The 25,001-nt window shown below is 68.5% G+C and carries 16 protein-coding genes; 4 read left to right on the top strand and 12 right to left on the bottom strand.

Going from position 1 to position 25,001, the window contains the following annotated elements:
- The first annotated feature begins 181 nt into the window (after positions 1 to 181).
- Positions 182 to 1,285 (top strand): NAD(P)/FAD-dependent oxidoreductase, encoded by a 1,104-nt coding sequence (locus OKA11_RS14240; protein WP_267221404.1) that lies wholly within the window; start codon positions 182 to 184, stop codon positions 1,283 to 1,285.
- Here OKA11_RS14240 and OKA11_RS14235 read toward each other — a convergent pair.
- From OKA11_RS14235 to OKA11_RS14225, 3 genes are read right to left on the bottom strand one after another with little or no spacing between them, the layout of a single operon-like run.
- Positions 1,239 to 2,891 carry a sensor histidine kinase gene (locus OKA11_RS14235; RefSeq protein ID WP_267221402.1) on the bottom strand — a complete coding sequence of 551 codons (1,653 nt, stop codon included), beginning with the start codon at positions 2,889 to 2,891 and terminating at the stop codon, positions 1,239 to 1,241. The genes OKA11_RS14240 and OKA11_RS14235 overlap by 47 nt on opposite strands.
- The gene (locus tag OKA11_RS14230; protein ID WP_267221400.1) at positions 2,888 to 3,619 is read right to left on the bottom strand and encodes a response regulator transcription factor; all 732 of its coding nucleotides are present in this window, start codon (positions 3,617 to 3,619) and stop codon (positions 2,888 to 2,890) included. Before OKA11_RS14230 ends, OKA11_RS14235 begins: the two co-directional genes overlap by 4 nt.
- 23 nt (positions 3,620 to 3,642) lie before the next feature.
- Positions 3,643 to 5,256 carry a DUF4153 domain-containing protein gene (locus OKA11_RS14225; RefSeq protein ID WP_267221398.1) on the bottom strand — a complete coding sequence of 538 codons (1,614 nt, stop codon included), beginning with the start codon at positions 5,254 to 5,256 and terminating at the stop codon, positions 3,643 to 3,645.
- Positions 5,257 to 5,432: 176 nt separating this feature from the next.
- Here OKA11_RS14225 and OKA11_RS14220 point away from each other — a divergent pair, with 176 nt between their 5' ends.
- Positions 5,433 to 5,684, top strand: coding sequence for a hypothetical protein (locus OKA11_RS14220; RefSeq protein ID WP_267221396.1), 252 nt, complete (start codon positions 5,433 to 5,435; stop codon positions 5,682 to 5,684).
- 98 nt (positions 5,685 to 5,782) lie between these two features.
- On the opposite strand, the gene OKA11_RS14215 is transcribed toward OKA11_RS14220, so the two are convergent.
- On the bottom strand, positions 5,783 to 6,694 hold the full coding sequence (locus OKA11_RS14215; protein ID WP_267221495.1) for a histone deacetylase family protein: 912 nt from the start codon (positions 6,692 to 6,694) through the stop codon (positions 5,783 to 5,785).
- A gap of 76 nt (positions 6,695 to 6,770) precedes the next feature.
- Positions 6,771 to 7,982 carry an acetamidase/formamidase family protein gene (locus OKA11_RS14210; protein WP_267221394.1) on the bottom strand — a complete coding sequence of 404 codons (1,212 nt, stop codon included), beginning with the start codon at positions 7,980 to 7,982 and terminating at the stop codon, positions 6,771 to 6,773.
- Between the two features lie 486 nt (positions 7,983 to 8,468).
- Between OKA11_RS14210 and OKA11_RS14205 the strand changes: the two genes are divergently transcribed.
- Both OKA11_RS14205 and OKA11_RS14200 read left to right on the top strand, forming a co-directional pair.
- Positions 8,469 to 10,013 (top strand): vWA domain-containing protein, encoded by a 1,545-nt coding sequence (locus OKA11_RS14205; protein WP_267221392.1) that lies wholly within the window; start codon positions 8,469 to 8,471, stop codon positions 10,011 to 10,013.
- A 207-nt stretch (positions 10,014 to 10,220) separates the two neighbouring features.
- Positions 10,221 to 12,206, top strand: a complete 1,986-nt coding sequence (locus tag OKA11_RS14200; protein ID WP_267221389.1) for an OPT family oligopeptide transporter — start codon at positions 10,221 to 10,223, stop codon at positions 12,204 to 12,206.
- Between the two features lie 35 nt (positions 12,207 to 12,241).
- Here the strand turns inward: OKA11_RS14200 and trhO are convergent, their stop codons facing one another.
- The 7 genes from trhO to OKA11_RS14165 form a co-directional block, all read right to left on the bottom strand.
- Positions 12,242 to 13,219, bottom strand: coding sequence for an oxygen-dependent tRNA uridine(34) hydroxylase TrhO (gene trhO / locus OKA11_RS14195; RefSeq protein WP_267221387.1), 978 nt, complete (start codon positions 13,217 to 13,219; stop codon positions 12,242 to 12,244).
- A 39-nt stretch (positions 13,220 to 13,258) separates the two neighbouring features.
- Positions 13,259 to 14,605, bottom strand: coding sequence for an Hsp70 family protein (locus OKA11_RS14190; RefSeq protein WP_267221385.1), 1,347 nt, complete (start codon positions 14,603 to 14,605; stop codon positions 13,259 to 13,261).
- A gap of 199 nt (positions 14,606 to 14,804) precedes the next feature.
- A complete protein-coding gene (locus OKA11_RS14185) occupies positions 14,805 to 17,036 on the bottom strand; it encodes a TonB-dependent siderophore receptor (RefSeq protein WP_267221383.1) in 2,232 nt (743 codons plus the stop codon).
- A gap of 138 nt (positions 17,037 to 17,174) precedes the next feature.
- Positions 17,175 to 18,218, bottom strand: coding sequence for a FecR family protein (locus tag OKA11_RS14180; RefSeq protein WP_267221380.1), 1,044 nt, complete (start codon positions 18,216 to 18,218; stop codon positions 17,175 to 17,177).
- 7 nt (positions 18,219 to 18,225) lie between these two features.
- Entirely contained in the window at positions 18,226 to 18,768 is a 543-nt protein-coding gene (locus OKA11_RS14175) for an RNA polymerase sigma factor (protein WP_267221377.1), read from the bottom strand.
- A gap of 91 nt (positions 18,769 to 18,859) precedes the next feature.
- On the bottom strand, positions 18,860 to 21,862 hold the full coding sequence (locus OKA11_RS14170; protein ID WP_267221375.1) for a TonB-dependent receptor: 3,003 nt from the start codon (positions 21,860 to 21,862) through the stop codon (positions 18,860 to 18,862).
- Positions 21,863 to 21,984: 122 nt separating this feature from the next.
- On the bottom strand, positions 21,985 to 24,747 hold the full coding sequence (locus tag OKA11_RS14165) for a TonB-dependent receptor (protein ID WP_267221372.1): 2,763 nt from the start codon (positions 24,745 to 24,747) through the stop codon (positions 21,985 to 21,987).
- Between the last annotated feature and the right edge of the window lie 254 nt (positions 24,748 to 25,001).

Genomic DNA, 25,001 nt, shown 5'->3' with positions numbered 1-25,001 from the left:
ATGCGAACGGTCGTGGCCGCCCAGGCGTCCTGCCGGCGGCAAAACCGCCCATGTTTGCGCTCGGCGCAACCGCCTGCGCGTGTCCGGAACCGGGGTGAAAATGCCTTCACGGCGGCGGACGGGGCGTTAGGCCGTGAACCTCGATGGTGCCATTTACGAGTTTACGGCTTAGGGTGGGGGCATGGACGAAGTCGGCGCAATCGTGGTGGGGGCAGGCGTGGTCGGGCTGGCGGCGGCGCGGGCGCTGGCGCTCGGCGGCCACGAGGTGATCGTGCTCGAACGCGAGAAACAGTTCGGCATGGTCACGTCCAGCCGCAACAGCGGCGTGGTCCACGCGGGGCTCTATTACCCCGACGGATCGCTGAAGGCACAGCTCTGCGTCGAGGGTCGCCACCGGCTCTATGACTTTTGCGAAAAACGCGGGGTGCCGCACCGGCGTTGCGGAAAGCTCATCATCGCCGCCGACGAGGCCGAACTGGCGGCGCTGGACACGGTGATGGCGCGCGGCGCCCGTGCCGGGGTGGAGGACCTCGTGCGCCTCACGGCGCCGCAAGCCCGCATGATCGAACCGGCGCTGGGCTGCGCGGGGGCGGTCCATTCGCCGTCGAGCGGCATCGTCGACCAGCACGGGCTGATGCTGGCGCTGCTGGGAGAGGCGGAGGCGCATGGGGCGATGCTGGTCTGCGAGACCGGGGTGGATGCCATCGTCCGGGCCGGATCGCTCTGGAGCGTGCAGGTCGGCGATACGCGGCTGGCGGCGCCGATCCTCGTCAATGCCGCGGGGCTGGGCGCGCAGGCGCTGGCGCGGACCATCGAGGTGCTGGAGCCGGGGCTGGTGCCGCCGCTGTTCCATGGCAAGGGCTGCTATTTTTCCTATTCCGGCAAAGTGCCGTTCTCGCACCTCATCTATCCGGTGCCCGGCCCGGCGAGCCTGGGCACCCATTTCACCCTCGATCTCGACGGGCAGGCGCGGTTCGGGCCGGACATCCATTGGGTCGATGCCGTCGACTATACCGTCGATCCCGCGCTCAAGGGGGAATTTCTCGCCGCGGCGCGGCGGATCTGGCCCGAGGTCGAGGAAGCGCGCCTCCATCCCGCCTATGCCGGAGTCCGCCCCAAGCTGTCGGGGCCGGGCATGCCGACGGCCGATTTCATGCTGCAGGGCGAGGCGGACCACGGTCTGCCGGGCCTCATCAACCTGTTCGGGATCGATTCGCCCGGCCTGACCTCGTCGCTCGCTATCGCGGAGCGGGTTGCGGCGATGGCGGGGCCGCGGGGCAGCTGATCCGGAAATGCGCGCCGGCGGTGCCGGGCAGCAGCGCAAGGTCGCCGCCATAGGCACCGAGCAGCGAGCGGGCGATCGGCAGGCCGAGCCCGGTGCCGCCCTGTTCGCGCTTGCTGGTGAAGAACGGCTCGAACACGCGGGGACGGTCGGCTTCGGGGATGCCGGGGCCATCGTCGACAAGGTCGATCCGCACGCCGTTGTCGTCGCTGGCGAGCGTCATGGCGAGGCGGCAGGCGCCGGCTTGCCGGGCATTTTCGGCGAGCGTGGTCAGCACCGCTTCCAGTGCGTCGCCGTCGATGGACATCGCGGGGATGGCGTCGGGCAGATCGAGCGTGACGGCAAAATGTTCGCCCGAAAGCGCGTCGGCAACGGCGGCCAGGATCGGTCCCGGCTGCGCGGCGGCTTGCGCTGCGCCGACATGGACGTCGGCGCGGGCCAGTTCCATCAGCCGCCCGACCAGCCGCGACAGGCGCCGCGCGTCGGCGGCCATGTTGGCGAGGAACCGTTCGCTTTCGGCCGGCGCCATCTCGGGGCCGTGATCCTGCAGCAGTTCGATGGCGCCGGAAATGCCCGCCAGCGGGGTCTTGAACTCGTGGCTCAGCGAGGCGGCAAAATCGCGCAAGTAGCGCGAGCGTTTCTCGATGGCGTCGGCCATCTGCTCGAAATCCTCGTAGAGCGCGCGGATCTCGACGACTTGCAGGGTCGGCTGACGGGAGGGGACGCGGCGGCCCGAGGCAAGCGCGCGGGTGGCCCGGCTGAGCCCCTCGATGGGCCGCACGATGGCGCGCGACAGCACCGCGGACAGCACCAGCAGCATCGCGAAGATCGCCGCCACGCCCAGGGCGATCTTGCCGCGGTCCTCGTAGAGGCCCAGGAACAGCGCGCGCGGCGAGCGGGACAGGAGCAGGACGCCCACGACCTTGCCTTCCACCACGATCGGGCGGGCATGGTGCAGGCGGATGTTGGCGGCGCGGCTCAGCCAGTCGAGTGCGTGGCGGGCGGGATACCCCGCGTTCTCGCGCAGCACGGTGGTCGGCACGCCGGCCAGCGCGGCATGGACTTCGGGCAGCATGGCAAGGCTTCCGCCGGCTTGCGGGCCGTTGAGCAGGATGCCCTGACGGTCCAGCATCAGGATCGAGGCGAGCGTCGTCACCTTGGTTTCCTGAAACGCCGGCATCATCCGCCAGGCCAGCGCCACGGCGGCGGGATCGGCCACTCCCCCTGCTCCCGGCCCTGTTCCCGGCGCCGTTCCCGCCGCTATTTCCGCTCTGGGGCGGGGCGGCAGGATGGGGGAGGAGCGCAAGTCCACCTCGGTCACGCGGTCGTGGTAGCGTTCGGGGACGGCGGGCGGCGCGGTTGGCAGCGGGGCGGAAAGCGCGATCCCGCTGCCCACCACGGCGGCGCTGGCGGCGAGCGCGGCGCCCTGAGCGACCAGTTCCGCCTCGGTCCGCCGCACCAGCGCATTTTCGTAGATGCGCAGGAAGATCGCCCCGAACCCCGGCAGCGCGGCGACGAACAGCAGCGTGCCCAGCAGGATCGTGCGCAGGCGCAGGATCGGCCAGCGCCGGGCGAGCGCGGCCTTGGTGCGGGCCCAGAGGCGCGTCATCCCGGCGTAGCCGCTCCGCTGCAGGCGCCGAGACGGTAGCCGATCCCGGCGCGCGTCTCCACCAGGTCGCAGCCGCCCGCTTCGGCGAACTTGCGGCGCAAGTTGCGGACATGGCTGTCGATCGTGCGGTCGGTCAGCGCGAAGCCGGGGCCGCGCAGCCGGTCGATGATCTGGTCGCGCGAGAAGATGCGGGTGGGCCCGGCGAGCAGCGTGCGCAGGATGGTGAATTCGGTCACCGTCAGGCTGACCTCGCGGCCGTGCCACTGCGCGGTCCAGCTTTCGGGATCGAGGCTCAGCAGGCCGTGGCGCAGGATCGCGGCGGTTTCGGCGGGCGCGGCAGCCGAGCCGCCGCGCGCCCCGGTGCGGCGCAGGATCGCCATCGCGCGGGCCACCACCTCGCGCGGCGAAAAGGGCTTCACGACATAGTCGTCGCCGCCCAGTTCGATGCCCAGCACCCGGTCGATCTCGTCATCGCGCGAGGACAGGAAAAAGATCGGCACGTCACTGGTCGCGCGCAGGCGGCGGCAGACTTCCAGCCCGTCCATGCGCGGCATGTTGATGTCGAGGATCACCAGATCGGGGCCGTGACGCTCGACCTGGGCCAGCGCGTCCTCGCCGTCGCCCGCCTCGATGGTCTGGAGACCGGCCTTGCCGAAGGCGAAGACCAGCAACTGGCGGATATGGGGATCGTCGTCGACGAGAAGGATCGTGCCGGGCATGGCGGCCATGTTCATTTCCTCGAAGGTCCGTGTCAACGCGGCGCAGCGGGTTGCGCCGGGGATTGTGCGGGCGGCGGCGGAGACGGGGCCGGGGCCGGGGCCGGGGCCGGGGCGGGTGATGGCGGCTCGGCGGGCAGTTCGGCGATCACCGAGCCGTCGCAGTCCCGCGGCGCGCCGCCAAGGTCGGGCCGGGGCAGCATGGCCGCGAGGATGCGCGCCTGCTCCTGCCGGCGCATGTCGATCAGGCCCATGGCGACCGGCTGGCGCTGCTGCGCATCGAGACGGACCGCCTGCACGCGCGCTCGAAAATCGGGGTTCAGGCCGCGCCGCTGTTCGAGTTCGAGCAGCGGCAGCAGCGCCGAGCCGCCCATGCGGTTCAGGTAGCACAAGTCCAGCGCGGCGCCGCGGCCGCCCACCTCGCGGGCATGGCGCACGTTCCAGCGCGCCGCCATTGTGCCCAGGTCGACAAAGCAGAACCCCGTCAGCACCAGCACGGTGGCGGCCAGATTGACGTTGACCAGCCAGGCCGAACTGCGATTGCGCAGCAACCGCCAGCAGATCGTGGCAAGACCGAAGGCGACCAGCACCATCCACGCCAGAGCGGCGATGCGCAGCCTCGTCAGCGAATAGGCCTCGATGTAGTCCGCCGTGCGCTGGATCGAGGAGGCGACCAGCACGATGTTCTGCACGATCCACAAGGTCACCAGCCAGCGGATCGCGGGCGAACGGGCGGTCTCGGATCCCGGACGCAGCGCGATCAGCACGAACAGCGCGGCGAGAAGCGCGGTGGCGATCAGCGGGTAGGCGCCGCGATGCGCGTAATCGGCCAGGGTCATGCCCGGCGGCAGCGCGGCCATGCCCCAGAGATAGGCGGCGTCGAGCAGGTTCTGCACGGCGAAGATGGCGTTGAAGAGCACCAGCGAGAGGCTGATCGAGGCGGGCGAAAAACCGGGCAGGCGAAGCTCGCCGCGCCCTTCGAACAGCGCCAGCGGGTGCTTGAGCAGGCCCGGGCGCAGCAGGCTCCAGGCCATCGCGAAGACTATCGTCCAGAGGATCGCGCGGCCCCCTTGCGCGACCAGCGAGGTGTCGATCGACAGGAGCGAGGAGACCGCGCTGGCCAGGATCGGGTTGGCGGCGCAGAACAGCGCGACGATCACCGCACCGCCCAGCAGCGGCATCGTCAGCAGCGATGCCGCCCGCCTCAGGCCGATGCGCCTGCCGTGCCCGGCGGCACGCACTTTCGCGATGCGCCGCATGTCGAGCAGCGGAGCGAAGGGTGCGCGCAGGGCCTGCCAGAACAGGCGCTGCGCCCAGCGCCAGCCGTCGTCGAACCGTCCGGTGCGCGCCAGCAGGGCGGCCATGCCCGCCGCGAGCCAGAACAGCGTCCACGCCAGCGGCCCCGGATCCCAGGTCAGCGCCAGCGCGAACAGGCAGGCGGCCAGTGCGGCGGGCAGCCCCGCCTTGCTGCGGCGCAGGGCCGGGGTTCCGGCCAGCAGCGCCGCCAGCAGGGCAAGGGCCAGGAGGCCCCACGATCCATAGGCAAGGCCGCGCTGGTAGAGCAGCCAGTCCCCCACCGCGACCACGGCCAGACCCAGTCCGAGCTTCCAGCGGAAGCTGGCCCCCAGCGGGGCGACGGCGAAGTGCATTTGTGTATCTCCCTGATTGACGGGAGATACCTTTCTGCGGGCGGCGGGCAGTTCATCGCGGGATCGCGGTCAATTGTCGGCGCAGGCGCGTTGCAGAAACGGTGCAGGCCGAAACGCCGCTGGTGCGTGCAGGCATGGGGCTTTGCATTCGGCGCGCGGCGCGATAGGCGCGGGGGATGATGAACATTCCCTGGGACCAGCCGGCAACGCTGATCGATCTGGACGGCAAGACGCCGGTGATCGGCGTCTTGCTCGAATGCGTGATGCACTTCGCGCTGTTCAAGCCTTTCGCCAAGGAGCAGGCGCGTATCCTGCTGACGCGGCCGGTGTTTCGCGAAGACCGCAAGACCCGCACCTGGGTGCTCAATCCCGACGAAATCGAAAGACTGGTGGAGCGGCTCAGGGCCGAACGGGAGGCGTCCCGCTAGAGCAGTTTCCGATCCGATTGCATCGGACCAACTGCTCTATGATTCTGGTTTTACGCGTTTTTACGAGTCATCAGGTGATTCCACCTGATTGGAAAACGCTAGGCGGCAGCGCCTGCACCGATCGTGGCGGAAAGGGTGAGGATCGTGCGGGCGTGGCGCAAGGCCACGGCTTCCCGGTCGGCGCCGTAGCCGCCGCCCAGCGTGCTCGCCAGCGGAATGCCGCGCCGCCTGGCCTCAGCCGCGACAAATCGATCGCGCGCGGCAAGGCCCTCGTCGGTCAAGGACAGCCTGCCGAGCTTGTCGTCTGCATGGGGATCGACGCCGGCTTGCAGCAGGATCAGGTCCGGCCCGAAATGATCGAGCGCGGTGGGCAGCGATCCGGCAAGGGCATCGAGGTAGCCGGTGTCGCCGGTGCCATCGGCGAGGCCGACATCCAGCGAGGAGCGCGCCTTGCGCGCCGGGAAGTTCTTCTCGGCATGGATGGACAGCGTGAAAATGTCGCCGCGCCCTGCGGTCAGGGCCGCCGTGCCGTCGCCCTGATGCACGTCGAGATCGAGGATGAGGATGCGCGAGGCGCTGCCTTCCTCGATCAGCCGGTGGGCGGCCAGCGCCAGGTCGTTGAAGACGCAGTATCCCGCGCCGGTATCGGCCAGGGCATGATGGCTGCCGCCGGCGGAATTCGCGGCATATCCGTGCTGCAGGGCGAGCTTCGCGGCGAGCCAGGTTCCACCGGGCGAGAGCTGCGATCGCCGGGAGATGCGTTCGTCGATCGCAAAGCCGATCCGGCGCTGCTTGGCTGCCGGCACCGCGCAGCCAAGCACTTCGTCGACATAGGCCGGGTCGTGGACGGCCTCGAGCCATTCGCGCGGCATGACGTCGGGGGTGTGAACGCGCATCGCCGCGCCGCTTTTGCCAAGCGCCTGCATGACCAGCGCATACTTGTCATGCGGGAACGTGCCCGGGTGCCCGGTTGCGACCACGTAGCCGGGGTGATGAACGACATGCAGCATGACCATCGCGGAAGACCACCGAGGTACGCAGGTCGAGCATGCACAGGCGCGCCGTGCCTGCCGGCGGCGGCCCGTGCTACCGGGCCGGCAGCAGGGCCTTGTCGATGCGCGCAGCCACGCCGACACTGCGGCCTGCCAGGTTCGGGATCGAATAGCGCACGGCGCTTCCCAGGACCTTTGCCGCGTCGGACAGGCTGAGGCCATAGTCCTGTTGCAGCCACTGTATGAGGCCCGTGGTTGCCGCCCGTGTCGCTTCATCGAGCGAGCCGGCCTGGCCCAGCGTCATGATCGCGTCGCTCGTTTCGACCCGCGGCATCATGATGGCGGTTCCCTTGATGATCTCGACCGAGAATTCGACATCCATCGAGGTCTCGAGCGCATATTGGGAGGTTTCGCCGTCCCCCTGGAGGGCGTGTGCGTCGCCCAGATAGAGCAATGCGCCGGGCTGCTGCACGGGCAGGAGCACCGTGCTGCCCGCGACCACCTCGGGAAAGTCCATGTTGCCGCCCGCCCGGCCGGTATCCCCGGTCGACAGTGGCGGCGAGGCGAAGCCGCTTGCCAGCCCGACCCCTCCCAGCATCGGTCGCAGCGGGACACGATAGCCTTGCAGCCGGCTGCCGGGGTCCTCCAGCGTCGCAACGCCGTTTTCCCGGTCAAGGTGCCAGCGCACCGGGCGGCCAAGCTCGGATGCCTTTGCACTCACGCCCGTCCCCAGCACCCGTGTCACGATCGTGTCGAGGCTTTCCGCCCAATCCCGGTTGAGGGTCAGCTTGCGGATATGGATTGCCAGCGTGTCGCCTTGCCGTGCGCCGGCGACAAAGAAGGGACCGGTCTGCGGATTGCCGAACAAGGCGCGGGTGACGCCCTGCGCGTCGATGCCGCCGGAATCGATCGTCGACGTGCGCACGATATCGCCAGGCCAGATCGTCAGGACCGGTTCGCGCTCCGCGGAGAAGCTGTTGGCAAAAGAGCGCGGGGCATAGTCGATCACGCGCGGCCGAGCGCTCGGGCGCTCGGGCACGGGACGGGCGGAAAGGGTGAATGTCTGGCGCCTGTCCGCGAAATTGTTGTCAGGGTAGTCGGCGGTGCCCGACAGCCGGCCATTTTCCAGACGGACCTCGAAGCGATACTCCGCCCCGCGCTGGTCGGTTGTCCTCAATCGCAGGGTCCGGCCCTCCACGGTCCCGGACAAGGGGTCACCGTCCCAGTCGCCGGAGACGACGTTGTGCCGGATCGACAGGTCAAGCGTCGAATATTCCGGATTGCCCCATCGATCGACCGTCAACACCCACTGACCGCTCCATGCGGGCGGCGTTGCGGGCGGCGTTGGGGGTGAGGCCATTGCCACGCCCGTCGATAGGCACAAGGCGCCAGCAGCTGTCATGGAACGCAAGATCGGCACTCTCCCTCTATCGACTACATATGTAATCAAAAGGGGGCGTTGGCAATGCGCTTACGGCCTGGAACAGGCGATCCGCGATCATCGGGTCGCACGTCGTTCCTGGCGCGTTCAGGGGGCGATTGCCGGATAGCGATCGAGACGCGCCGCTTCGTGCTCGCCGACGGCCTGCGGTGAAATAGATGCCGTCGATTGTTCGTGTAATGTCGGTGCAGGACGGGTGCAGGCCGAAGCCTGGGTTCCGTGAAATTCGCCTTCCCGCTCGCAAGCCGTCGTTCACGTCCGGTGCAGGCATCCGGCGAGCGGCGGCGGCGCACTTGTAGGTCGCGGAATTGCCGAACTATTTCATCTCCACGAAACTGGTGGAGAAAGCCCGTGCGATTTCGTCTGATACTTTGCTGCCCCCTGGTTCCGGGACTGATGCTGGCGGGCTGTGGCGGTTCGAGACCTTCCGGCGAGGCGGGTTACGAGGCGATGGCGGGGAACCCCGAAAGCGGCGAGCGCTACGATGGCAAGGCGGTCAGCCCGATCCACCGGGCGGCGAGCGAGCCGGTCTCGACGTTTGCGGTGGATGTCGACACGGCCTCCTATGCCAATGTTCGGCGCATGCTGATGGGCGGTCAGCCGGTTCCCGCCGAGGCGGTGCGGACCGAGGAAATGATCAACTATTTCCGCTATGACTATCCCGCCCCGGCGGACCGCTCCGCGCCCTTCAGCGTGACCACCGATCTTGCCGTCACCCCGTGGAATCCCGGCACCCGGCTGCTGCGCATCGGCCTGCGCGGTTACGATGTCCCGCGCGCGCAGCGACCGGCGGCGAACCTCGTGTTCATGGTCGACGTTTCGGGCTCGATGGACGCGCCGGACAAGCTGCCGCTGGTCAGGCAGGCCCTGTCGATCCTGGCCGACGGCCTGCGCGCGGATGACAGCGTTTCGATCATCACTTACGCGGGGTCGGTGCAGACGCTGATCGAGGGCAGCCACGATCCGGCGGGAATCAAGGCGGCGCTGTCCGGGCTGGAGGCGGGCGGCGGCACGGCGGGCGGCCCGGCCCTGTCGATGGCCTATGACCTGGCCCGTGCGCATCGCATCCCGGGCGGCATCAACCGGATCGTCATGGCCACCGATGGGGACTTCAATGTCGGCCTGTCGGACCAGCAGGGGCTTGAGGCCATGGTCCGCCAGAACCGCGAGGACGGCATCAGCCTGACCACGCTCGGCTTCGGGCAGGGCAATTACAACGATGCGATGATGGAGGCGGTGGCCGACCTCGGCAACGGCAACCACGCCTATATCGACAGCGCCATGGAGGCGCGCAAGGTGCTGGACGAGGAACTGTCCTCCACCCTGTTCACCATCGCCAGGGATGTGAAAGTGCAGGTGGAGTTCAATCCGGCGGTGGTGGGCGAGTACCGCCTGATCGGGTACGAGAACCGCGCGCTGCGCGAGGAGGACTTTGCCGACGACAAGGTGGACGCAGGCGAGCTCGGGGCGGGGCATCAGGTCACCGCGCTCTACGAGATCGTGCCCGCCGGTCAGCAGGGCTGGCTGCCGGCGCGCAAGTATGCCGCCAATGCGGCTGCCACGCCGGCCCCGTCAGGCGATGCGTCCGAGGCGGCGACCGTGCGGCTGCGCTACAGGTTGCCGAACGGCACCGAAAGCCGGTTGATCGAAGTGCCGGTGGCGGCCGGCCGGCTTGCCGCGGCGCAGGCGCCTGCGGGCGACATGGCCTTCGCCATTGCGGTGGCCGCTTTCGGGCAGAAGCTGCGCGGCGATACCCGGCTGGGCCGGTTCGACTACGGCGATATCGCCCGGCTGGCAGGGCCTCAGGGCGATTACTGGCGCAAGGAATTCGTGGAACTGACGCGGCTTGCGGCCACCCGCCCGCCAACCGTGACAGCGACTTCCGCCGCCGAGTAATAGCAACCTGCGTTGAGCCTGACTCATCGCAGGTTGGTTAAGCCCGCGCGGCGTCTGAGCGTTCCAAGCTGCTGATGCGTCAGCATCACTGCAGCTTGGCATAAGTTCCCGTCTTTCCCCGCGATCGCGCGCGTTTCTCTGGTCAGTCCGATCCGCCCGTGCCATCAGGGCGGATCGGCGCAGGGCCGGATCGAAGGTAAGGCAAGAATGACAGGCATTTCCCAGGGCACGCCAGCCAGCGCGCGGCCGATGGCGGAACTCACGCTGCGCGGCGTGCTGCTGGGCGGGGTGATTACCCTGCTGTTCACGGCGGCGAACGTCTATCTCGGGCTCAAGGTCGGACTGACCTTCGCGACCTCGATTCCCGCCGCCGTCATCTCGATGGCGATCCTGCGCATGCTGGGCAATTCGACGATCCTGGAAAACAACATCGTCCAGACCGTGGCGAGTGCGGCGGGCACGCTGGCGGCGATCATCTTCGTGCTGCCGGGTCTCGTCATGATCGGCTGGTGGCAGGGCTTCCCCTACTGGACGACCGCGGCGATCACCGGCACCGGCGGCATTCTCGGCGTGCTGTTCTCGGTGCCGCTGCGCCGCGCGCTGGTGGTCGATACGCCGCTGCCCTATCCCGAAGGCCATGCCGCCGCCGAAGTGCTGCGGGTCGGTTTCGCCAGCGAGCAGGGCGCGGCGGAGAGCGCCAGGGGGCTTTCGGTGCTGGCCTGGAACACGGTGGCTTCGGCCGCCTTCGCGATCCTGACGCAGACCAAGCTGATTGCCGCCGAGGCTTCGGTGTGGTTCCGCACCGGGGCCGGGGCGACCGGGATTTCCGGCGGACTTTCGTTCGCGCTGCTCGGGGTCGGCCATCTCGTCGGGATCTCGGTGGGCATGGCGATGCTGCTGGGTCTTGTCGTCGGCTGGTGGGTGCTGCTGCCGATGCTGACCGCGAGCCATCCGATGCCCGGTGCCAGCGTGGAAGACTGGGCGGGCAGCGTGTTCAGCGCCGACGTGCGCTTCTTTGGCGCGGGGGTGATTGCGGTTGCCGCGATCTGGACGCTGCTGCGCATTGCCGGGCCGGTGGTTTCGGGCGTGCGTTCGGCGCTGGCGGCCAGCCGGGCGCGCCATGCCGGGCAGGAACTGGCGCTGGAAGAGCGCGACATGCCGATCGGCATCGTGGCCGCCGCGACGCTGGCGATGCTGGTGCCCATCGGCATCCTGCTCGCCAGCGTGCTGTCGGGCGGCCCGCTGGCCGCTTCCTCGCTCCTTCTGGTGGGCGGCGCGCTGGTGTTCGTGCTGGTGATCGGCCTCCTGATCGCGGCGGTCTGCGGCTACATGGCGGGCCTGATCGGGGCGTCGAACTCGCCGGTTTCGGGCATCGGCATCCTGGCGGTGGTGGCCGCCTCGATCCTGCTGGTGGGCCTGTTCGGGCGCGACCAGAACGCGGATACGACGGCGGCGCTGGTCGCCTATGCGCTGATCGTCACCGGCGTGGTGTTCGGCGTGGCGACGATTTCCAACGACAACCTGCAGGACCTCAAGACCGGCCAACTGGTCGGCGCGACGCCGTGGAAGCAGCAGGTGGCGCTGGTCATCGGCGTGGTGTTCGGTTCGCTGGTGATTCCGCCGGTGCTCAACCTGCTCAACATGACGGTCGGTTTCGCAGGGGCCCCCGGCGCGACCGCCGAGGCCCTGCCCGCCCCGCAGGCGGCGCTGATCTCGGCGCTGGCCAAGGGCGTGCTGGGCGGCGATCTCAACTGGGCGATGATCGGCTGGGGCGCGGCGGCCGGCGTGGTCTTCGTGGCGCTCGACGAAGTGCTGGGGCTGACGGGCCGCCTGCGCCTGCCGCCGCTGGCGGTCGGCATCGGCATCTACCTGCCGATGAGCGTGATCCTGCCCACCGTGACCGGCGCGATCATCGGCTGGTTCTACGACCGCTGGGCGGCGCGCCGCGCCGATCCCGAGTTTGCCCACCGCATGGGCGTGCTGACCGCGACGGGGCTGATCGTGGGGGAGAGCCTGTGGGGCGTCGGCTTCGCGCTGATCGTCTGGGCGACCAACAGCGAGGCGCCGCTGGCGCTGGTGGGCGACCTCGGCAAGATTCCGCTGGTGGCGGGCACCGTGCTGTTCGTGCTGATGGTCGCCGGGCTCTACCGGCGGACCCGCGGGCTGGTGACGGCTCCCGAGGCGCGCGGCTGATCTGTTCGGCGCGCACCGCGCCGATCATTTCGGTCTTAGTCGGCGCGTACCGCGCCGACATGCGCCACACCGCGCGTGGCGGCGAGCATTTCCTGGCGGTGACGCTCGCGATAGGAGGCGCGCTGCTCATCCGTGCGTTCCGAGTGGCAGGCCGGGCAGCACACGCCTTCCTCGTAGAGCGGGGAGGCGGCATCCTCGGCGCTTACCGGGCGGCGGCAGGCGTGGCACAGCACGTGCGAGCCTTCGACAAGGCCGTGGCCGATCGTCACCCGCTGGTCGAACACGAAGCATTCGCCGCGCCACAGGCTCTCGTCCTCGGGCACGGTTTCGAGGTACTTCAGGATCCCGCCCTTGAGGTGGTAGACCTCGTCGATGCCTTCCTGCTTGAGGAACGCGGTCGACTTTTCGCAGCGGATGCCGCCGGTGCAGAACATCGCCACCCGCGGCGTCCTGCCCGCTGCCGCGGCGGCGCTCTCGGCCATCAGGCGGTCGCGTTCGGCGCGGAACCATGCGGGAAAGTCGCGGAAGGTGGCGGTTTTCGGGTCGATCGCGCCTTCGAACGTGCCCACCGCCACTTCGTAGTCGTTGCGGGTGTCGATGACGATGGTGTCGGGATCGGCGATCAGCGCGTTCCAGTCCTGCGGCTCGACATACGTGCCCACGACGGCCAGCGGATCGACCTCGGGCTCGCCCATGGTCACGATCTCGCGCTTCAGGCGCACTTTCATGCGGTGAAACGGCATGGCCGAGGCGCGCGAGAACTTGACGTCGAGGTCGGCGCAATCGGGCAGCGCGCGGATGTGGTCCAGCACCGCGGCGATGCCCGCATCGCTGCCGGCGATGGTGCCGTTGATCCCCTCATGCGCCAGCAGCAGGGTGCCGCGGATGCCGTTATCGCGGCACACCTGGTCGAGCGGATCGCGCAAGGCGGCGAAGTCCGCGAACGGGGTAAAGCGGTACAGCGCGGCCACGCAGAAGGTGGCCGCTTCGGAGTCGCGGCTGAGGGTATCCATCGCGCGCCCATAGCGTGAACGCGCGCGGATGCCAAAGACTCAGACTTCGATGCCGTCGTCCTCGTCTTCATCCTCGGCGGTCCATTCGGACAAGTCGGCGGACTGGCCGATCAGCGCGAGGCCGTGGGCGATCGAGGTCAGTTCGTCGCCGGTGGCGATGCGGCCTTCGCCGAAGCGGCGTTCGAACAGGTCGCGCACGGCCGGGATCAGCGAGGAGCCGCCGGTCAGGAACACATGGTCGATCTGGTCCGGCTGCAATCCGGCCTTGGCCAGTGCGCGGTCCACGGTCTGGTCGATGCGCTGGAGGTCGGGGGCGATCCAGCGCTCGAAATCGGCGCGGCTGACCTCGGCGTCGATGGTGAGGTTGTCGCTCTCGAAGCTGAGCGCGCCGTGCGCGGCACCCGACAGCGTTCGCTTGAGCCGGCCGACCGCCTCGTAGAGGCCGAAGCCCAGTTCATGCTCGACCACCGCGATCATGCGGTCGATGGCGGCAGGGTCGGTGGCGCCGTGCCTGAGGCGCGCCAGCTGCTCCAGTGTGCGGCGGTTGCGCATCAGCGCGAGGCGGGACCAGTCGCCGAAATCGGCGAAGTGGCCGGGGGGAATTTCCAGCACCTTGTCGAACGAGCGGTAGGTGCCGCCCTTGCCGAGCAGCGGCAGCACCAGATGGTCCATGATCCGGTAGTCGAAACGGTCACCGGCAATGCCGATGCCCGCCGCGCCCAGCGGAACGCAGCGCCGCGCGGCACCGGGCGCCTCGACGCGGACGATGGAAAAGTCGCTGGTGCCGCCGCCGAAGTCGGCCACCAGCAGCGTGGCCGGTTCGCAGAGGCGCGAGGCGAAGCTGAAGGCGGCGCCCATCGGCTCGTAGACGTAGTGGACCGGGCGGCCGAGCATCGCGAACATCGCGTCGTATCGCTTGCGGGCCAGCGCCGCGTCGGGCCGCGCGCCGACATAGCGCACCGGGCGGCCGATCACGATCCGTTCGGGCAGGGCCCGCAAGGGGGCGCCGCCGTGCGCGATCAGGTGGGTGAGGAACACTTGCCCGAGTTCCTCGAAGCGCATGCGCTTTTCGAAGAGGTTGGCATGTTCGAACGTGGCGCTCGCCGCGACCGACTTGAACGATTGCAGGAATCGCGAGCCTTGCGGGAAGTCGAGGAATTCGGCGATGGCCCAGGGGCCTGCTTCGTGGGCCAGCCCGCTTGGGAACGGGCCGCCCTTCACCGCATCGTCCTGCCAGAAGCACAGCGCCGAGCGGAACACCGAGGACGCTCCGCCGGGGGCCGCGAACTCCACCAGATCGGCCTCTCCCGGTACGCCGGAGAGGGCGATGACCGAATTGGTCGTGCCGAAATCGATGCCGATGGAGGAGGGGCCGGAGGGGGACATGGCGGATCCTTGAAACGGTCTTGGGAGCAGATCGCGAACGCTGGCACAGGTGTCTCGCCAGCGGAAGCGGGCGGCGCCTATTGCAGTCCTTTCGCGGTCCCGCAAGCCATCCCGCAAACGACGTCCCCCGCGCGCCTGCGGGGAGGCGCACGGGGGACGCGGGTCTTGTCCGGTTGCGGGGCGTTCGGCCCCTGTCGGCTTACCAGGTGAAGCCGATGGTTCCCTGCACCGTGCGGCGGCTGCCGTACCAGCACCAGCTGTAGTTGGCGTAGCAGCTCGTCAGGTACTTCTTGTCGAACAGGTTGGTGACGTTGGCCGAGAGCGTCACGCGTTCCATGCCGGTGCCGAGCCTGGCGAGGTTGTAGCGCAGCAGCGCGTCGAACACCGTGTAGGACGGGGTGTTGTAGGGCGTCTCGGTGCCGTCGGCGTTGGTATAGAGACCGGCGTACGTGCGATCCACGTGGCGCACGCCGCCGCCGATGGTGAGACCTTCGGCCGCGCCCGCCTTCGGCGACCATTCGAGATTGGCGCTCACGCCGCCGCGGCCCACGGTGGCAAGGCCGCGGCCCTGGCGGTTGGCGTAGACGTCCTCGATGTCCTTCACGTCCTGGGTGCTGTAGGCGAGGCGGAAGCTGAGGTCATAGGGCAGCGAGCCGCTCGCCTCCAGCTCGAACCCGCGCGAGCGGACCTTGCCGATCTGCTGCGAGGTGTAGGTCACCGGGTCGGAGACGATCACGTTGGTCTGGCGGATGTTGAACCAGGCGCCGCTGATCAGGATGTCGGTGCCCGGAACCGTGTACTTGGCGCCGATTTCCAGCTGCTTGCCCAGCGAGGGGTCCGCCAGCGAGCCGTCTTCGAGCAGCGTGGTGCCCTGCGGTTCGAACGAGGTCGAATAGCTGACGTAAGGCGAGAGGCCGATGCTGGTCTTGTAGAGGGCGCCGGCGCGGTAGGTGAACTTGCTGTCCTTCTTGACCACGCCGTCCTGGGTGGCATGGGCCCAGTCCTGGCGGCCGCTGAGGATCACCCTGAGGTCGCCCAGCGAGATCTCGTCCTGCGCATAGACGCCCTGCTGGCGTTGGCGGGCGGTGACGAGCTGGGGATCGGCATAGCCGACCAGGCTGTAGTTGAGCACGTGGTAGGGATCGCTCGGCGTATCCATGGTGCCATAGACGGGGTTGTAGGCATCGATGGTGGTGCCGCCGCCGAAGGCATAGAGTTCGCGCGAGTGGGCAACCTGCCGGTCGGCGCCGAACATCAGCGCGTGGTGTAGCGGGCCGGTGTCGACTTCGCCGGAGAGGCGGTTGTCGTAGGTCCAGTTGTTGAGGCTCTCGTCGGTCGCGTAGGAATAGCGGGTGTAGAGCGTCGGGTCGGTGTCGGGGGCGGCCTGCGGGCCGCCGGTGTAGACGAGGCCGAGCTCGCTCGACACGTACTGGTAGCGGGCCGAGGACCGGAACTTCCAGCCGCCGCCGAAATCGTGGTTGAAGATGTAGGTCAGGCCGAATTGCTCGCGGCTGAAGCGGTCGTTCGGCTCGCCGCCGTAGAACGAGGTCGGCAGCTTGCCGGCTTCGTTGGCGATCAGCGTGCCGACGGCCGGGAAGGCGCCGTAGTTGCCGTTGTAGGGATCGTGCGAATAGGCGGCCAGCACCGTGAAGTCGGTCGAGGTGCCCGCGCCCAGCGTCACGGCGCCGGAAACGGTCTGGCGTTCGCGCTTGCCGAAGTCCTGCTGGGTGTCGGCGCCGTTGGCGCTGCCGTAGAGGCGCCACAGCACGCTGCCGTCGCCATCGCCATCGCCGATCCGGCCGCCGACGTCGGCGTCGAAGCGGTAGAGGTTGTAGGTGCCGTAGCTGGCCGAGGCGGCGCCGTAGAAATCACGGTCGATCGGCAGCTTGCTCTGTTCGTTGACGAAACCGCCCGGGCTCGAGGCGCCGTAGAGCGCCGAGGCGGCGCCCTTGACGATCTCGATGCTGTCGATGCGCGAGACGTCCACTTGCGGCACGGCATAGCCGGTGCCGCTGGAAAACATCTTGAGGCCGTCGAGGTAGGTCGGCACATCGAAGCCGCGCAGCTTGAACTGGTCGTAGACTTCGGCCGAAGTGCCGCGCGTCTCCGGGGTCACGCCGGCGACGTAGCGCATCGCCTGGTTGAGGCTCTGCAGGCCGAGCCCGGCAATGTCGCTGGAGGTGATGACGCTGATCGACTGCGGGGTGTCGGCGATCGGCAGGGTCGACTTGGTGGCCGCGTTGATCGTCTGCACGCCGCGTTCGGCGGTCACGACGATGTCGTCGCGGCGGGGGCGGGCGCTTTGCGCCGCGTCGGCACCGGAATCGGCGTCAGCGTCTGCGGCGGTGGCGGCGGCGGAAAAGAGCGTTGCCGCGAGCAGGCTGGTGGCGGCGCCAACGAGCAGACGGCTGCGAACCGTGTTGAAAATCATCGTGTACGAACCCTGAGCTGTTATTGGAGTCGCTTCCCTTTCGCTGGCGGCTAGCGATATTGCGATACATTCGCAATAGCAAAGATGGAAAATCGGGTTGCCGTTCCCCGTCTTGCGGGGCGGGGTCCGGCAGGCGCCTCAGGCGAGGTAGAGGGTATCGCCCCGCCGCTGCGGCCGCAGTCCGAACAGCGCGCCGATCAGTTCGAACGACTGTTCCGGCTGGTCGAGCCGGAAACGTCCGCTGAAGGTCAGGCGGGCCAGCCTGGGATCGGCGATCCGCATCGGCACCGGGCTGTAGCGGGCCAGCCGCTCCACCGCGAAGCCGAGCGGCATGGCATCGGCATCGAGCCAGTCGTCCTGCCAGTCCGCGCGGGTGGCGGGATCGAAGCGGCCGCTGGTCACCCGTGGGCCGCCCTCGTTTTGGCCCCCGTTATCGTCGATCAGCGCCCAGCGGTGCGCCGCCACTTCGAGCCTTTCGCGCTGCGGCACATCGAGCCGGACACGGCCCGAGAACACCCGCAGTTCGCTGGCCCGGGTCAGCCGGTCGACACTGAAGCTGGTGCCGAGGGCCAGCATGGCGGCATGCGGGGTGTGGACCGCGAAGGGACGGGCGGGATCGTGGCGGACGTCGAAGCGGGCCGCGCCCTGTTCGAGCACGACCCGGCGCGCGGCTTGCGAGAAGTCCACCGCCACGCGCGAGGAGGCATCGAGCAGCAGCCCGGAGCCGTCCGGCAAGGTCAGTCGGCGCCGCTCGCCGACCCTGCTGGCAAACCGCAGCGGCGCCGGGGCGTCGGGGGCTGCCGCCTCCATCAACCCGTAACCGGCGAGAGGCAGCGCCAGTGCCCCGGCGATACCGGCGGCGAGCGCTTGCCTGCGGGTAAGTGCCGGGCGCGTCAGTACCGGGGGGGCGGCTACCCGCAGGCGCCCGCGTGGGCCGGGCGAGCGGTCGGCGGCCATGCGCCAGCCGGGCAGCGGCGGCAACCCGGCGGCGTCGCGCGCCTCGCAGGCCTCGATCAGCGCGCTGTCGCCCATCAGGCGGCGCATGCGGGCAAAGGCGCGGGCATGGCTGGCGGATTCTTCCAGCCAGGCGGCCAGTTCGCGGCGCTCGTCGGGGGTGAGGTCGTCGAACCGGTCGGCCCAGTCCGCGGCCAGTTCCAGCGTATCGTTCAGGGGCTTGTCCATTGTCTTGTCAGTCCTCTCCCGCCGCCCCGAGATCGCTCTCGAGCGCCAGCGCAAGGTCGGCCATGGCGCGCACGAGGTGCTTTTTCACGGCTTCGAGGCCGAGCCCCAGTTCCTCGGCGATGTCCTGCCGCGATTTGCCGTCGATGTGGCGCATCCGGAACACGGTGCGCCGCATCGGCGTCAGGCGGGCCAGCGCGGTTTCGAAGCGGGCGAAGCGCTCGCGGTAGTCCAGCACCTCGTCGGCGAGCGGCATGTCGCAGACCAGTTCCAGCGGATCGAGGTCGAGCGGAAGGGCATCGGCCTGCCGCCCCGCCGGCGATCCGGCGCCGCGGCGCTTGCGCAGGTCCGCGACGATCACCGAATCCGCCACGCGGAAAGCATAGGCGAGCGGGTGCTCGATCGCCTGCCGGCGCTCCTGTTCCATGACCCGCGCCAGGGTTTCCTGCACCACGTCCTCCACACCCTCGGGATCGCGCATGCGCTTGCGGACATAGCTTTTCAGCCGTGTCATTCCCGCCAGCAGGGGGCTGGCGGCATCGCTCATGAACATGTCGGGCATCCCGATACAGGGGCGCCGGACCGGCGGCGCCGTTGGTGTAGAGGTTCGCGGCGGGCTGGCGGGGACATCCGGGTTCCCATCGTCAGAATGCCGAGCGCAGGCCGAGCGCGAAAATCCGCCCGCTGCGCGTGCGCGCGAGCAGGCGGTGAGCATCGCGGTCGGTATACTGGGTGATCGCCGCGTCGGTCAGGTTGCGCGCCTCGAACGAGGCCTGCATGGCGGCGGTCACGCGCAGGTGGGCCGCGAAGTCCAGCGTCATGCCGCCTTCGATCCATTCGCCGATGTTGCCGTTGTTGCCGATGTCGATGCGGTAGGTGCCGCGCCAGGCCGCGGCGAGGCGGGCGTCCCAGCCGCGCCCGGTGTAGTAGAGCGTGGCATTGCCCGACCAGCGCGAGAGGTCGATGAGCGGCAGCTGGACGGCCTTCCCGTCGTAGATCACCTCGCTCCTGCCCGCAGCGAAGGTGAGGTTGGCCTGCACGCCCAGCCCGTCGAACGGGGCGGGCAGGAAATGCAGGTCGCGCTGGATCGCGGCTTCCGCGCCCCGGATCGAGGCGCCCTTGCCGTTGAGCGGGCGCACGACGTTGTAGAGCGCGGTCCCGTCCAGTCCGTCGTAGAGGAAGGCCAGCGGCAGCCCGGTCTCGGAATAGGCCATGACCGTCGTTTCCGAGGTGATGAACGAATCCATCCGCTTGTAGAACAGGCCGAGCGAGGCATAGCCGTCGCGTCCCATGTAGCGCTCGACGGAGAGGTCGAGCGCGGTGGCCCTGAAGGGGCGCAGCGCCGGATTGCCGGTCTCCACGGTGCCGCCGAACGGGGTGGAATTGACCGAGGCGGCGGCGCGCAGGTCGGCAACGTCGGGCTGGTTGAGGTTGCGGTTGGCGGCAAACCGCAGCCGCAAGTCCTTCGCGAGGTCGAGCCGGGCCTGCAGCGAGGGCAGCCAGGCGCCATGGCGGCTGTGCTGGACCACCGAGACCAGCGTGGTGTCGTCGCTCGCCTCGCCCGCCGAGCGGGTATCCATGCGCAGGTATTGCAGCCCCAGTTCCGCATCGAGCGGCAGGGTGCCCAGCGTGAGGTCGAACTGCGCGAGCGCGAAGGCGGCATAGGCGTTCTCGCGCACGCGGTAGGCAGTGCCGGGCAGGTCGTCCGCCGCGGTCAGATCGCGGGACTGGCCGATGCGGGCAAAGGTCGCGTCGAGATCGGCCACGACATAGCGGGCCAGCGAGCGGGCATCGATCAGCCCCGTCGCGGCGGCGGCGCTGCCGGACCGGTAGTCGGCGGACACGCGCCGCTCGTAGCCGTCGTTGCCGTAATGGCGAAAGCTGGCGCCGACCCGCAGTTCGATGTGCGGGGCGAGGCGGCGGATCACTTCGAGGCGGGCGGCGGCGTTGTCGTTGACGATGGCATCCTCGCGCACGTCGGCGCGCATGAGATCCCAGCTTCCGGCATCGGCGAGGTCGAAGGCGTAGCGGTTGTGCGGATGGCGGCCGGTGGCGACATAGGAAAAGGACTGGCCGGTGGACTGGAGGAAGACCTTGTCGAACACCGGCTCCTCGAAGTCGGAGCGCGCATAGCCAAGGCGCGCCTCGATCCGCGTGCTTTCGCCAAGCGGGCGTTGCAGCGCGAGGACCGCCTGGTTGAAGTCGGTGTGGTCTTCGGTGACCTTGCGCTCGCTGCGCATGTCGACCCCGGAAAAGTCCGCCGCGACCATCGTGTCGCCGGCGATGCGCACCGAATTGAGCACTTGCGTGCCGTCGACGGTGCCCGAAGTGAGGCCGTTGGTACCCGCCGCCGCCAGCGAATACTCGCCGCGGTGGTTGGCGAGCCGGGCATGGATGAGGTCGAGCGTCAGGTGCAGCCCGTCGTCGTCTTCGTGCTCGAACGCAGCGATCAGGTTCATCCGCTCGAAGCGGTTGGTCCAGGTCGAATAGGTCTGCCCGCGCGACATGTAGACGGGATCGCCGGAAGCGCCGGTCAGCCGTGCCCGGTCCTCGGCGCTGACGCCGGGGCCGATAGTGTCCGCGCCGAAGGTCACGGGCACCCAGTCCCAGTTGCGGTAGCCGTATTCGGTCACGCGGTTGCGGCTGTAGGACATGGCGATCAGGGCGCCCCAGCGGTCGTTCCGGCGGGAGAGTTCGGCGGTCAATTGCGGGGTCACGCCGCCTGCGTCCCCGGACGTACGGCCCTGAAGCGAAAGCAGCGTGACGTTGCCGGGGCGGTCGAAGGGGCGCAGCGTATGCAGGGCGACGGTGCCGCCGATGCCGCCCGCGTCGCGGTCGGCCGACCAGGTCTTGCGCACCTCGACGCCCGAGAACAGCCCGGCATCGAAGACCGAATAGTCGAACTTGCGCTGGCGGCTGGCGGAGCCGCGGTTGTCCATGCCCGAGGCGGTCGTCGCCAGCGCCTCGATGCCGTTGAGCGTGGTGCGGGTGAACAGCGGGCCGAGGCCGCGCACGGAGATCTGGCGGCCTTCGCCGTTGTCGCGGCTGATCGCGACGCCCGGCAGGCGCTGGAGCGCGTCGGCGGCATTGTGGTCGGGGAAGGCGGCGATGTCCTCGGCGCGGGTCGCCTCGAGGATGGCGCGGGCGGAGCGCTTCACCGCCATGGCCTGCCGCAGGCTCTCGCGGTAGCCGGTGACGACGATGGGCTGGGTGAAGGGATCGGCAATGGCGAGGGGCTGCGGCGAGGCCTGGCCATCCGGCGGCGGAACGGGGCCGGAAGCCGCAAGCGAAGCGGCGAGCGAAGTGGGCGCCGATGGGGTTACGAGATAGCCGCCCGGCACCTGCCGGACCGCCACGGGCAGGCCCTGCGTTACCTGGCGGATCGCCTCGCCAACCGCGAAACGGCCGCGCACGGGGTGGGCGATCCTGAGGTCGGCGGGCACCGAGGTGACGATCTGCACGCCCGAGCGGCGCGAGATCTCGGCCAGGGCCTCGGCAAGGCGGCCGGCCGGGACATGCAGGCTTACCGTGCCTGCGCGGGGCATTGCCGCATCGCGCGCCCGTGCCGCTGCCGGCGGCAGGGCAAGCACGAAGCCGGACAGGATGAGGACGGCCCTGAGCCGGCCGCCTGTCGGAAGCGAAGACACGGAAGGATGCGCCCTTTCGCCGGCGCGGCTATCAGGGCTCCGTGACAGTGGTGTGACCTTGCCTGCCGGTATGAGCGGCGGAAGGACGAGGCATGCGGCCCGTCCTTCCGCCGCCGCTTCGATCAGAACTCGAAGCGGACGCCGCCCATCACGGTGCGACCCGAACGGGTGTAGACATAGAGACGCTTGGAGCTGTCCGAATACTGCTTTTCGGCCTGGTTGGTGAGGTTGATGGCATCGAGCGTGAGCTGGATGCGGTCGGTGATCTTGTAGTGCGCCGACATGTCGACATAGACCGTCGCGGCATAGCCCGAGAGATCCTGGTCGACGACCGTCACGCCGTTCACGGTGGTGGTGATCGGCGCTGCCGAATAGACGTAGCTGGAGCGGTAGTTGGCCGAGCCGCGCACGTCGAACTTGGCGTCCTGGTAGTAGAGCGTGATATTGCCGTTGTACTTGCTCAGACCTTCGAGCGAGGTCTTGGCGGCGATGTCGCCGTAGATCGTCCGGTAATCGTATTGCGACTTCACATAAGTGAAGTTGGCCGCGACGCCAAAGTGATCGAACGGCGCGGGCAGGAAGGTGAAGTCGCTCTGTGCGGCCAGTTCGAGGCCCCACAGGTCGGTCTTGCCGAGGTTGATCGGGCGCGAGTAGCTCGAAACCACGGTATTGGCGGTAAGCCCGTCCATCAGGTCGGTCGAGAGGCCCGTCTCGCCGTAGGTCGTGTTGGTGACGGTCTTGGTGCCGATGAAGCCGTCGAGCGTCTTGTAGAAGAGGGCACCGGTGATCGAGCCGTGATTGCCGAGGTAGTATTCGACCGAGAGATCGAGGTCGGTCGACTTGTAGGGCTTGAGGTTGGGGTTGCCGGTCGAGACCGAGACTTCGCCGTTGTCACCGCTCTTGACGGTGCCGTTGACGGCCAGCGCGCTCAGCGTCGGACGGTTGATGTTCCGGGCCGCGGCGGCGCGCACCACCAGCTTGTCGGTCAGCTCGAAGATCAGGTTGGCCGCCGGCAGGAAGCCCTTGTAGCTCGATGTGCCGCGGATGGTGTTCAGCGATCCGTCGACCGTGCCCACGCCGACGGAATCGATGCCGGTGTGGTAGAAGCGGCCGCCGATGTTGCCGCGGAACGGTACCGCGCCCAGCATGTGGTTCCAGTCGTACTGGGCATAGACCGCCCAGGTGCGCTCCTCGACGGCATATTCGCTGCCGCGGTTGGTCAGGTAGTCGCCGCGATCGATGCCGAGCGCGGACAGCGCCTTGTCATAGTCGACGATGACCCACGACTGGCCGGAATAGCCGTTGTAGACCTTGGAATAGTCGCCGATGTCGGCGCTGACGGCACCGGACTTGAAGCTGCTGAGCAGCACGTCGTCGGCGGTCAGGGTATAGCCGCTGTTCTTGAAGCGGCGCCATTCACCGCCGAGGCTCAGCTTGTCGTCGGGCGAGAACTGGTATTCGAGGCTGCCGCGCATCGTGTCCATCGCGGTGTCCTGATAGGACGCCGACATGTCGATTTCATGGGCATGGTAGTTGGCGGCGTCGGTGGTATCCCAGCCGTAGGTGTTCTTGAGGCCGTAAGTGCCGGTATACTGCGAGATGACGTCGCCGTAGGCCTCGGTGTAGAACTTGTCGCTCATCGGCATGTCGTAGCTGGAGCGCTCGATGCCGCCGAGGAAGCGCAAGGTCAGCTTGTCGGTCAGGCCGGTGTCGCCGCTCAGCACCAGCTGCTTGAAGGTGTTGCTGGTCTTCTGGGTGCGGGTCTCGGTGGAGGTCTGGCCGCCCGAGACGTCGAGGTAGGTCACCTCGTTCTCGTCGTTCCAGCCGATCGCGTTGATCGTCGAGGCGGGGTAGGTGACGCCGGCGAAGGTCTGGGCGCCGCCAAGCCAGGTCGAGCCGCCCGACCCGCGCGAGGCGAGGTGGGTCTCGAAGCGGTCGGCCTTGAACTTGCCGTAGAGGCCGTCGAGGGTGATGTGGGTGGTGTCGCCCGGGTTCCACTGGATCGAGGAGGTCACGCCGAGGCGGTCCTGCGTCGAATCCCAGACCGACAGGCGGTTGCCGCGCGCGAAGCGCAGGGTGCCGGACCGGATCTTGTCCTGCTCTTCCTGGGTCAGGCCGGAAATGTCGGAGCCGTTGGCGGCGTTGGTGCGCCAGCGGTAGGTGTCGACGCCGGTCTCGCGGGTCTGGCGGTGGCTGTAGGCGGCCGAGACGAGAATGCCGAAATCGCCCCAGTTCTTGGAGACGAGGCCGGTCAGGCGCGGCTGGAAGTCCTTGGTGTAGCTGTTGGTGCCGGCCGAGGCCGACACGGCGATCTTGTCGCCCGCATAGTCGAGCGGGCGTGCGGTGTAGAGGCCCACGGTGCCGGCAAGGCCGCCCTCGGTCTGGTCGGCCGAGTAGGACTTCTTGACATCGACGTGGTTGAACAGTTCGGCGGCGAAGATGTTGAAGTCGAAGGCGCGGTCGCGCGTGCCCTGGCCGCGGCTGTCCTGCGGGCTGTCGACGTTGCCCAGCACTTCCATGCCGTTGAGCTGGACGCGGGTGAAGTCCGGGCCGAGGCCGCGCAGCGAGATGCGGCGGCCTTCGCCGGCCTCGCGGTTGATGGCGACGCCGGGCAGGCGCTGGAGCGCTTCGGCGAGGTTGAGGTCGGGGAAGGCGGCGATGTCGTCGGCGACGATCGAATCCTGGATGATCGTGGCGTTGCGCTTCGCGTCGCGCGCGCCCAGCAGGCTGGCGCGGAACCCGGTGACGACGATCGAGCCGCCGTCCTGCGCCTCGGTTTGCGCCCCGTTTTGGGCCTCCATTTGCGTCGTGTCCTGGGCCATCGCGGGCTGCGCCGCGCAGGCGAGTGCCGTCGATACCAGCCAGAAGCTGCGCTTATGCCACATTGTCTTACCCCTCATTGCAATTCGTCCGTCCTTGTTCGCGAGCGGAAAAGGTGTTCGCGATCGCAGGTGAAGAGCGCGGCGGGGTACTGGCGGGGACAAATAAAATTGTGAAAGTTCAAAGACTATTTATGACGTTTTTATGAATACTGTTGTAGTTATTTAGTTGTATCGTCTGATCTGTTCTGTCGGTGCAATTTTCGCCGGTGCTGTTTCAAAACGTTTCCCTAATTCGCGGGTTGAAAAAAATACCGCGG

It is taken from the genome of Novosphingobium clariflavum (genome assembly GCF_026420865.1).
GTDB lineage: Bacteria > Pseudomonadota > Alphaproteobacteria > Sphingomonadales > Sphingomonadaceae > Novosphingobium > Novosphingobium clariflavum.
The sequence above is the reverse complement of the archived record's forward strand: the minus strand, read 5'-3'. Positions and strand labels throughout refer to the sequence as shown.